Genomic DNA, 10,375 nt, shown 5'->3' on the forward strand with positions numbered 1-10,375 from the left:
CGCGGGCTTTTGACCAGCCTTTTGCCGCTGTTGCTGTGCCATGGCTCAAGCCGACGGACGAGCAGCAAGTCGACCAGAAGATCCAGCCATGTTGCAATCGTCTTGCCATCGACGCCGATGGCACGGGCAAGCTCAGCGGCGTTGTGGAGCCCGGACTGGTGATGCGCGAGCATCGTCCAGAAGCGACGTAAGGTCTCAGCCGGGATGCGCGGCCCCAGCATCGGCACGTCACGTTCGAGATAGGTTCGGATGAAGTCCTGCCGCCAACGCTGACTCAGTCGATCGCTGGTCGCGAGATAGCTGTCGGGAAATCCGCCACGCGTCCACAGCCGCTCGATATTGTCGGAAGGCACTTCCAGCGCGTCGAGCGGACGCATTTCGAGGTAGCTGATCCTGCCGGCAAGGCTTTCGCCCGATTGCCGCAGGAGATCGATCGAAGCGGAGCCGAGCAGCAGGAACCGACCGCTCCGCAGCCCCTTGCGGCGCCCGCGATCAATCACACCGCGCAGGACCTGAAACAGGTTCGGCATGCGATGAACCTCGTCGAGGATGACCAGTTCGTTCTCATGGGCTGCAAGATAGAGTTCAGGCTCCGCCAGGCGCGCCCGATCCGCTTCAGATTCAAGATCGAGATAGAGCGACGGTCTCGTTTCCCCGATCTCGAGGGCAAGCGTTGTCTTTCCGACCTGCCGTGGTCCGAGCAGCGCGACGGCTGGCGTTTCGTTGAGCCGTTCGGCCAATTCAGCTTCGATGCGGCGCTCGATCATCCTTGCATTTATGGAGCACAACTCCAGATTTGCAAGGTTATTCTAATCGAAACCCACCTCGAAGCTGCCGGCCGGGCGCTCGCAGCTGGGAACAGCCAGCCATGTGCAACTGGGGACCAGCGCGGAAGAGGAGCCCTCACGATTTCTCGCCAAACGCTTGATACTTCAAAAGAATCCGTCAGCACTTCGGGATCTTGGTCGGTGCCGATCGGCCAGCCCGATCGGTCGTGTGCGACCGTCGAGATCGATATGCACCTCGAAATCAGGCACCGTGGGATGACCCGGTGGGCGGCTTGAGGCGAACACGTTTTGGGAGCTCGGCACTGGCAAGCGCTTGCCCAGCCCTATCATTGCCGATGTCGGCGATCCGACCCAAACCCTTGAGCAGGCCGAGCGCCTGAAGGACGCCGGCATAGATGCCGATGCTGACATTGGTGTCGCCGGTCTCGACCTTCTGAAGCGTGGAGCGGGACGTGAAAGCGCGTTCCGCCATTACTGCCAGGGCAACCACCGACGGCGGCGCGCATCATCGAGCTCCGCGCTTATAAATCGGAGCCCGATTCTGTTCCTGGCCGATCATTGATCTCAGGGGATTATTCGCGCCGATCAGCGTCCAATGCCGAGGTCGGTCCACCTGCGGAGAAGTCGGCGTGAGGCAGCCCCCATCCGCAATGCGATATGAGATAGAATAAGACCCTAAGGTACAGCACGAAACAAACTTTGCTCAGAACGATCGATTCGCGTGTAGAAACCGCGTAAAGATGCTATATACAAGCGGCACCGCATTTATGCTTCGAACCCGACTTACGAAACGAAGGTGGGCCTTATGGTATGGGGCCTAATTTTTATTGCGGCGCAGCATTTAATTATATTTCAAATACTTAAAGAGAACTTTCGATTCCCTTCACCGCCAGATCGCACGATTTTGAGTGCGGTAAGCGTGCGGTGAGCTTCGCGCCCGGCACCCGGACAGATCTCGCTCGATCCGTTGAGCGGATATCGTTCCTCGGGCGCAAAGCCCCTTGCGCCGGACTCAGGCACAAGCTAGGCGCCTGCCTCCCACGCGCCCGTAGCTCAGCTGGATAGAGCATCAGACTACGAATCTGAGGGTCGGACGTTCGAATCGTTCCGGGCGCGCCATTCTTTTTCACTGACGACACCCCCTCCACGGGGAACCGGTTGCGCGGAACGCGAAGCGTGGACGCCCCCGTTCGTCCGAGACGAACCAGGCCGCTACGATATTGTCGAGCCGCTTTGCCCCATTTAGGCCCGACCGCGTGACACAGGGTTCGCTTCTCCTCCCGCGGCTGCGCGACCGCCGCTGGCTCAGCCACATGGCGCTGCTCAATGCGGGCGGTTGGTTGACAGTGGCGCTGGTCCTCTCGCTCGAGGGGCTCATCGCTGCCGAACTGAGAAACAGCCCACAGGCGTGGTGGCCAAGCTTCGGCTATTCGCTGGCGATCTTCTCGATCTGGATGGTGCTGACGCCATTATTGGCATTCACCGTCCACCGCATCGAAGCGCAAATCACCGCGTGGCCGATGCGCCTGCTGCTCTATATCGCCGGATGGCCGATCGTCTGCCTGCTGCACGTCGGCCTGTTCGCGTTGTTGTTCTGGAATGTCTATGCCGACAGCGCGCGGATGCCGACGCGCGGCGCGTTCGCGATTGCGATGTTCGTGCGCAACATGGATCTCGACGGCTTCCTTTATGCGGGAATCGTGCTCGGGATGATCGTCTGGCGCCGGCGCACGGTGCAGCGGATTCCTCCAGCCCGGTCGCCAGGCGAACCGCTGGCCATTCGCGTCCGGGGCGGGGTCAGGCTGATCCCGCTTGATACGATCGACTGGATTGGCGCCGCCGGCGATTATGCGGAATTGCATGTCGGAACGAGCGTCGAACTCGTCGACGAATCGCTCTCCGCGCTGGCGCAGCGACTTCCCGTGGATGCGTTCGCGCGAATCCATCGCAGCACGATCATCCGGCGCGACCGAGTTGCCGAGATCCGCAGCGCCGGTCATGGCGATGCGCATATCATTTTGTCGGACGGCAGCATTTTGCGCCTCAGCCGCCGGTTCCGATCGAACCTCATCGACAGCCGATCCCGCCTGACGACCGGCGAAGTCCCGGTCAGCGAAAGGGCGTAGGACACACACCGCGGCGGCCCCTAGCTCGCGGCTGGAGGTGTCACTTGTCCAGATTTCTCTCAGCGTCCGTCGGCCCAGCGATGATCCTGCTGTCGGGAGCGGCGCCCATCCCCCAGCGCGCGATCCTGACGGTGCCGCACGCGCCGCGTGCGGTCGTCATCGATGGGCGTCGCCAACTCCGATACGAACTTTACATCAGCAACCGTGGTGGCTCGGGGCCCAGTCCGACGCGCATCGAAGCGATCGACGCCGCCAGCGGCGCGGTGATCGGCGCCCTGGCAGGCGAGGCACTCCGGCGATCGGTCGCCACTGTCGGTCACGGCGACGCTCTGGTTGTCTATTGGCAGCTGGAGTTTCCACCGGCACGCCCCGTTCCGGCCCGCTTGCGTCATCGCGTGGTGGTCGATGGCGTCAGCGTCGATGGCGGTGACACCGCGCCGCTTCGACCGGCGCTGCCGCAGCTTGGCTCCCCGCTCCGTGGCGGGCCGTGGGCCGCAGCCTATGATCCCGGCCTGGCCCGCGGGCACCGCCGCGCGATCTACGCAACGGGCGGCGCGGCGCATATCCCCGGTCGCTACGCGATCGACTGGTTCTACGCCGGGGGGAATGACGGACGAGGCGCCGAGGTCCTCGCGGTGGCCGATGCGACGGTCGCCGCCGTCCGCGACGATATGGAGGAGGCCGCGGGGGTCAGCGTGCAGTCGATCCCGCTGGCCGATGGCACCGGCAACTTCGTCGCGCTGCATTTGGCAGACGGCAGCTTCGCCGTTTACGAACATCTGGCGCGCGGCATCCCGCTCCGCGTCGGTCAGCGCGTCGCGCGCGGGCAGGTGATCGGGCATGTCGGCGCCACCGGACATGCGAGCCGGCCGCATCTGCACTTTCACGTCGCCGATGGCCTGTCGTCGCTCGCCTCGGAGGGGCTGCCGTTCCGCCTGACCGGCGCGACGATAATCGGCCGATATGCCGATGTCTTCGCAGCTTCGTCGGGGGGATCATGGACGGAGCTTCGCCCGTACCGCCTGTCCGCGCGGACCGGCGACATGCCCGCGCCCAATGTCGTCGTTCGCTTCGATTGACGCGCGCTGCGTCGCTTCGCGCAATCGCGCGAATATGTATATACAAATAGCGCCGGCGCGATAAGGTCGGCGCAAGCGACTTGGGAGGGTGGGCCGATGCATGACGCCAGCGGCATGACCGAGCGGCGAACGATCGATCATATTCCCGAGGACGAGCGCCATGGCGCGCCGATCAACCAATTCACCCTGTGGTTCGGCGCGAACCTGCAGATCACCGCGGTGGTCGACGGCGCGCTGTCGATCGTCTTTGGCGCGGAAGCGCTCACCGCGATCATCGGGCTGCTCATCGGCAATATCCTGGGCGGTGCGGTGATGGCGCTCCATTCGGCGCAGGGGCCGCATCTCGGGCTGCCGCAGATGATCTCCAGCCGGGCGCAATTCGGGGTCAAGGGCGCTACGCTGCCGCTGGTCCTCGTGATCATCATGTATCTCGGCTTCGCCGCGACGGGCACCGTCCTGTCGGGTCAGGCGATCAATCTGATCGCGGGGGTCAGCCACCCGGCCTTCGGCATCGTGATCTTCGGCGCGCTCACCGCGATCATCGCGGTGATCGGCTATAATCTGATCCACACGATCGGCCGCATCGCGACGGTCGCCGGCATCCTCGGCTTCGGCTATCTCGCTTTCCGGCTCTTCACCTCATACGACATCTCGGCGGCCTTCGGGCAGCATCCCTTTTCCTTTGCCACCTTCCTGCTCGCGATCGGTCTGTCGGCCGGCTGGCAGCTGACCTTTGCGCCCTATGTCGCCGATTATTCGCGCTATCTGCCGTCGTCGACGCCGCGCGCCGTGACCTTCAAGGCGACCTTGCTCGGCACCGCATTGGGCGCGCAGATCGCGATGACCTTCGGCGTGCTGGTCGCCGCATTGGGTGGCAAGTTTCTCGAGAATCAGGTCGGCTTCGTCGGCGATCTCGCCGGTCCGGTGTTCGCGATCCTCATCTATCTCGTCATCGTCGCGGGCAAGCTGACGGTGAACTGCCTCAATGCCTATGGCGGCTTCATGACGATTCTGACCGCGGTCAGCTCGTTCAGCGACCAGCATCGGATCTCGCCGATCGCGCGCACGCTCTATATCGCGGGCTTCGTGGCGCTCTCGGTCGGCATCGCGTTGCTCGCCAGCGCCGACTTTCTGGCGACATTCAAGAATTTCGTGCTGCTGCTGCTCGTCGTGTTCGTTCCGTGGAGCGCGATCAATCTCGTCGATTATTATCTGATCTCAAAGGAATATGTTGATATTTCAGCGCTTTATGACGTCAATGGGCGCTATGGCGCGTATAATCGCGTCGCGCTGGGATGCTATCTCATCGGTATTGTCGTCCAGATCCCGTTTCTCAATCAGGCAATCTATGAAGGGCCGATCGCGCGCGCATTGGACGGCGCGGATATCTCCTGGATCGTCAGCCTGATCGCCACCTCGCTGCTCTATTATCTGCTCGAACGCCGCCGGTCAGCCTAGCAAGCCGGCACGATAGCGCATCGCGACATCGGATCGCTCATAGCGTGCGCCATAGCGCGCCATGATCCCGGCATCGTGCTGGAAACCGAGCTTCTCATAGAGATGGACGGCGGCAGCGCAGCGGGCATTGGTGAGCAGATAGAAGGGATCGTGCCCCATCGCCTGCGCCCGCTCGATCAGGGCGGCGAGCAGGAACTCGCCGGCCTTGAGGCCGCGCGCGCTGGCGCGGACGCCCATCTTGGTCAGTTCCAGCCCGCCGTCGCCGGACGGGCGCAGCGCACCGGTGCCGACGATGCCGAGCCCGCGCGCTTCCACGAACAGGATCGTCCCGCCGGCGTCGATGATCTGTTCGCGCGGATGATCCAGCACGGCGCGATCCGCCGCCTCAAGGTGGAACATCGCACTGATCCACTCGACATTGATGTCGGCGAAATCGCCCGCAAGATCGTCGCTATAGTCTCTGATCGTCAGCGCCGGCGCGCCGGATTGGGCGGCCAGCATATCGAGCGGGGTTGCCGCCAGCGCCGACTCCAATGCCGTGAGCTGGGTCATGAACGTGTCGGCCCCCTCCCCCAGCAACGTGCGCACCGCATCCTCGACCCGCGGCCAGACGTGAACCCGCGCGCGCGCCAGCACCGCCGCGCCCGCCGGGGTCAGCGAAAGGGTTCGCTGGCGCTGATCTTCCCCCTGCTCTGACCGGACGAGCCCCAGATCGGCCAATTGCCCGATCCCGCGCGTCACGCCGGGCTGGCTGATTCCGATCGCCTCGACCAACTGGCCGACCGTCCGCGCGTCCCCGTCCAGTGCGGCAAGAAACGCCATATGCATCGGCTGCACCGGCAGGCCGGCATCGGAAGTGATCCGCGCCGCCCCGGCCTGCATCCGCTCGCCGAGCCGTTTCAGGCGACTCCCCAAAAAGCCGATACCGCCCTCACGAACGACGTCCATCGCATCATCTCCATACCCTGATATATATCGGGATATATAACCCAACGACCCGCGTCAACCGAGGCCGAGCCTCCGGGACGGGCGTTTGCTCCCGATGGTCGATCGGCGTAGAGAAATCGCGTTTCCCTTCATCCTGTAAAACTCGTTTTTCGGAGACCGTGGTGAGATCAGGGGCGCTGGCCGATCGACGTCCCCTCGCCCGCGGATCGAGTTTCCGGTCATATGAGGAAACCTTTCTCGGCGTCGCGCTCGGCCTGATCGTCTACGTCGCATCGATGCTGGTCGCCTTTCGCGATGCGATCGCCAGCGGCTTCGACCTCGGCTTCGGCGATCGTGCCGACGGGCTGATCGAGATCAGCATTCTCGAACATTGGCGATCGGCGTTCGCCGGCGCCGACGCCTGGGATCAGCCGATCTACTTCCACCCCTATCCGGGCACGCTCGGCTATAACGACGGCTATTTCCTCTCCGGCCTGATCTATTCCGGCTGGCGGCTCCTGTCCGACCCGTTCCTCGCCGATACGCTGACCGCCGCGACCTATAAGAGCATCGGCTATGTCGCGACGCTCTGGCTGGTGCGCGGCATCCTGCGATGGAATTGGGGGACGGCGATCCTGATCGCCGCGCTCGCCACGATCTCGAACAATATGTTCGTGCAATCGGGCCATGCGCAGATCCAGACGCTGGCGCTGCTCCCGCTCGTCGCGTCGTTCGCGATCCTCGCGGTTCGCGCCGAGAACGAGCGGCGGCGGCTGGCATTATGCTGGGCGGCGCTCGCCGCGATCGTGATGGGCGCGTGGCTGCTGACCGCTTTCTATTTCGCGTGGTTCACGATCTATTTCGTCATGGTGCTGGTGGCATGCTGGCTCGCATTCGCCGGCGGCTGGCGGGCAGGCGCGTGGCGAGAAATAGCCAGGGCCCATTGGCGCACCGCGGCGGTCTTTGCCGGCGTGTTCGTCATCGCCGCGCTCCCCTTCCTGTGGGTCTATCTCCCCAAGGCGTCCGAAACCGGCGGGCATGGCTTCATCATCCTTTATGCCGTCGAGCCGATCGACCTGCTCAACACCGGCGAGCACAATCTGCTATGGGGCTGGATAATCCGCGGCATCAGCGCTGCGATACAGGCCACGCCGCCGCCCGACGGCTGGCTCGATGGCGCGGCGAGCGGCGGGGAACATATCTCGGGCTTCCCCCTCCTGACCTTCGCGCTGATCTGCGCCGCGGTCTGGCGGACGATCCGCCGGCGTGAGGCGCCGCGTTTCGCCCGCGTCTTCGCGCTGGCGATCGCGATCTCCTGGGTACTCACGCTGCGCTTCGGGCAGCAATCTTTGTGGGCGTTCGTGCATGATCTGGTGCCCGGCGCGCGCGGATTGCGCGTCGTGCTGCGCTATCAATTGTTCCTCGTGCTGCCGGCGCTGCTGCTGGTGGGGAGCGCGTTTCGCGACGATCTCGTGCGGCTCTGGCACCGCCGGCCGTGGCTGGCCGGCGCGATCGTCGCCGTGCTCGTCGTCGAACAGATCAATGTCGCGCAACCGACGCAGCTCAGCCGCGCGGTGCAATCGGCCGCCTTCGGCGCGGTGCCGGCGCCGCCGAGGGAATGCGACAGCTTTTACGTGGTGGCGGCGCGGCGGCGCGAGCCGCGCTATGGCGACCCGGCGCACAACAGCCTCTATCCGCACAATGTCGACGCGATGTTTCTCGCCGAGCAATGGCGCGTGCCGACGGTCAACGGCTTCTCGACCTTCAACCCGCCCGACTGGAATTTCGCGATGCCCGATGCGCTCAACTATGACACGCGCGTGATCGCTTATGCCCAGCAGCATAAGCTGCAGCGGCTGTGCCGGCTCGACATGAACGATCCGGCGCCGTGGCGGCGGCTATAGGCTCATTTGATCGCCACCTCGATCCGCGCAATCTCGCCGTTGAACCGCGTCCCGCCGGGCAGGTCGACCACCGTCGCCCCGGTATCGCGCCCGATATCGAACGTCTCGCCAAGCCCGGCGGCGACAAAGGCGGTGCGCCCGATGTGGCCGCGCGCCACCTCCTGCCCGTCGATGCTGATCGTCAGCGTGCCGCCCTGCCCCGGCATGCCGGCCGGCGCATAGGCGTAATCGAGCTTGTGCTTGCCCGGCGCGATCGCGGCGCCGGCGGCGATGCGGAACTGGTCCTCGGGCTTTTGCGAGGCGGCGTGGACGACGAACGGCCGCCCCTTGTCGAAGCCGAAGCTCCAGCCCGCGAAGCGGCTGCCGCTGGCGATCAGCACGCCGCGCGCGCCATCCTTGGGCACGGTGATATCGGCATCGATCGCAAAGCGACGGAAATTGATCGGCGGCGCCTTGCTCTGCGCGACGCTGATATCGCTGCCCCAATAGACGTAGCTGCGCGGCTTGGGCGGGGGCATCGCGCCGAGCGCGCGGATCGTGCCCTGCCGGTCGTCGAGCGGATAGACGTTGTTCGCTTTGGCTTCCTCATCCCATTCGGCGCGCAACGCAGCGAGCTTGGCCGGCTCGCTCGCCGCGAGATCGTGCGCCTGGCTGAAATCCCTGGTGAGATCGTAAAGCTCCCACTTATAATCGGTCGGCAGCCCGCCCGATCCGCCCATCTTCCACGGCAAGCGGCCCGGCGTGGTGCTGGCCATCCAGCCGTGATCGTAGATCGCGCGATTGCCGAGCATCTCGAAATATTGCCGCACATGGCGCTCGGGCGCCTGCGGCGCATCGAAGCTGTAGACCAGGCTGGTCCCGTCGACCTTCTGCTGGCGCACGCCCTCCACCACATCGGGCATCGCGATGCCCGTCGCCTCAAGGATCGTCGGCATGATATCGTTGACGTGGCCGAACTGGGTGCGGATCGCCCCCTTGTCGTGGATCCGCGCCGGCCAGGAGACGACCATCCCGTTGCGCGTACCGCCAAGGTGCGAGCCGACCTGCTTGGTCCATTGGAACGGCGCATTGGTCGCCCAGGCCCAGCCGACCGGATAGATTTCGTAGCTGTCCGGCCCGCCCATCTTGGGCATTTGCGACAGCAGCCAGCTGGTATCCTCCTTCATCCCGTTGGCGAGCGAGCCAAGCTCGTTGGTCGATCCGGTGAGGTCACCCTCCGGGCTGGCGCCATTGTCGCCCTCGATGAAGATCACCAAGGTATTGTCGAGCTGTCCCATGCGCTTAAGCTCGTCGAGCACGGTGCCGACCTGATCGTCCTGATAGGCGAGCATCGCGGCGAACACTTCCATCATATGCGCATAGACGCGCCGCTGGTCGGCCGAGAGGCTGGACCAGGCGGGGATTTCCTTCGGCCGCGGGGTCAGCGCGGTATCCTTGGGCACGATCCCGGCCGCCCTCTGCCGCGCGAGACTATCCTCGCGCAGCTGATCCCAGCCCGAATCGAACTTGCCCTTGAAGCGCGCGATCCACTCGGCCGGCGCCTGATGCGGCGCATGCGCGCTGCCCGGCGCGAGATAGGCGAAGAACGGCTTGTCGGGCGCTGCGGCCTTCTGCCCGTGAATCCAGTGGATCAAGTCCTCGGCCAGATAATGATCGAGCGTCGTCGTCATCGGCGGCATCGCCACCGGGGAGGTGCCGCGATAGAGCGTCGGGCGCCATTGGTTGGTATCGCCGCCGACGAAACCGTAGAAATATTCGAAGCCCAGCCCGGTCGGCCACAGATCGAACGGCCCGCTATTGGCGTCGTCGCCCCCCTGCGGCAGATTATGATGCTTGCCGACGAACGCCGTGTTGTAGCCGTTGAGCCGCAGCACCTCCGCCACCGTTGCGGCGGAACGCGGGATCACCGACCAATAGCCGGGATAGCCGCTCCCGGTATCGGACACGATGCCATTGCCGACCGCATGATGATTGCGCCCGGTGAGCAAAGCCGCGCGGGTCGGCGAGCACATTGCGGTGGTATGGAAGCGCGTATAGCGCAGCCCGCTCGCCGCCAGCCGATCGAGATTGGGGGTCGGCACCGGCCCGCCGAA

8 protein-coding genes and 1 tRNA gene are annotated in these 10,375 nt (G+C 64.6%); 5 read left to right on the plus strand and 4 right to left on the minus strand.

Annotation, left to right across the window (positions count from 1 at the left end; all coding sequences use genetic code 11):
• Both B3547_RS00220 and B3547_RS00225 read right to left on the minus strand, forming a co-directional pair.
• On the minus strand, nt 1–767 hold a 767-nt coding region (locus B3547_RS00220), incomplete at its 3' end, for an ATP-binding protein (protein WP_292959513.1).
• 262 nt (nt 768–1,029) lie between these two features.
• A complete protein-coding gene (locus B3547_RS00225) occupies nt 1,030–1,260 on the minus strand; it encodes a hypothetical protein (protein ID WP_292959514.1) in 231 nt (76 codons plus the stop codon).
• A gap of 570 nt (nt 1,261–1,830) precedes the next feature.
• Here B3547_RS00225 and B3547_RS00230 point away from each other — a divergent pair.
• The 4 genes from B3547_RS00230 to B3547_RS00245 all read left to right on the plus strand — a co-directional run bounded on the left by B3547_RS00230 (nt 1,831) and on the right by B3547_RS00245 (nt 5,451).
• A tRNA-Arg gene (locus B3547_RS00230) sits at nt 1,831–1,907 on the plus strand.
• Nucleotides 1,908–2,008: 101 nt separating this feature from the next.
• The gene (locus tag B3547_RS00235; RefSeq protein ID WP_292959515.1) at nt 2,009–2,914 is read left to right on the plus strand and encodes a LytTR family DNA-binding domain-containing protein; all 906 of its coding nucleotides are present in this window, start codon (nt 2,009–2,011) and stop codon (nt 2,912–2,914) included.
• Between the two features lie 80 nt (nt 2,915–2,994).
• Nucleotides 2,995–3,993: a M23 family metallopeptidase gene (locus B3547_RS00240; RefSeq protein ID WP_292959516.1), complete on the plus strand. Its 999-nt coding sequence runs from the start codon at nt 2,995–2,997 to the stop codon at nt 3,991–3,993.
• Nucleotides 3,994–4,089: 96 nt separating this feature from the next.
• On the plus strand, nt 4,090–5,451 hold the full coding sequence (locus B3547_RS00245) for a purine-cytosine permease family protein (RefSeq protein WP_292959517.1): 1,362 nt from the start codon (nt 4,090–4,092) through the stop codon (nt 5,449–5,451).
• Here the strand turns inward: B3547_RS00245 and B3547_RS00250 are convergent.
• Entirely contained in the window at nt 5,443–6,399 is a 957-nt protein-coding gene (locus B3547_RS00250; protein WP_292959518.1) for a bifunctional helix-turn-helix transcriptional regulator/GNAT family N-acetyltransferase, read from the minus strand. The two genes, B3547_RS00245 and B3547_RS00250, sit on opposite strands and share 9 nt — an antisense overlap.
• Nucleotides 6,400–6,560: 161 nt before the next feature.
• On the opposite strand from B3547_RS00250, the gene B3547_RS00255 reads away from it, so the two are divergent.
• Complete coding sequence (locus B3547_RS00255) at nt 6,561–8,282, plus strand: hypothetical protein (RefSeq protein ID WP_292959519.1); 1,722 nt, start codon at nt 6,561–6,563, stop codon at nt 8,280–8,282.
• 2 nt (nt 8,283–8,284) lie between these two features.
• Here B3547_RS00255 and B3547_RS00260 read toward each other — a convergent pair.
• Nucleotides 8,285–10,375, minus strand: a 2,091-nt coding sequence (locus B3547_RS00260) for an arylsulfatase (protein ID WP_292959520.1), incomplete at its 5' end; no start/stop codon positions are given.

Origin of the sequence: Novosphingobium sp. UBA1939 (assembly GCF_002336885.1) — a bacterium.
Taxonomy (GTDB): Bacteria; Pseudomonadota; Alphaproteobacteria; order Sphingomonadales; family Sphingomonadaceae; genus Novosphingobium.

Excerpts from the sequence above, each read along its gene's own strand:
- B3547_RS00225 (WP_292959514.1), bottom strand. The coding sequence starts at position 1,260 with ATGGCGGAACGCGCTTTCACGTCCCGCTCCACGCTTCAGAAGGTCGAG.
- B3547_RS00240 (WP_292959516.1), top strand. The coding sequence starts at position 2,995 with ATGATCCTGCTGTCGGGAGCGGCGCCCATCCCCCAGCGCGCGATCCTG.
- B3547_RS00245 (WP_292959517.1), top strand. The coding sequence starts at position 4,090 with ATGCATGACGCCAGCGGCATGACCGAGCGGCGAACGATCGATCATATT.
- B3547_RS00250 (WP_292959518.1), bottom strand. The coding sequence starts at position 6,399 with ATGGACGTCGTTCGTGAGGGCGGTATCGGCTTTTTGGGGAGTCGCCTG.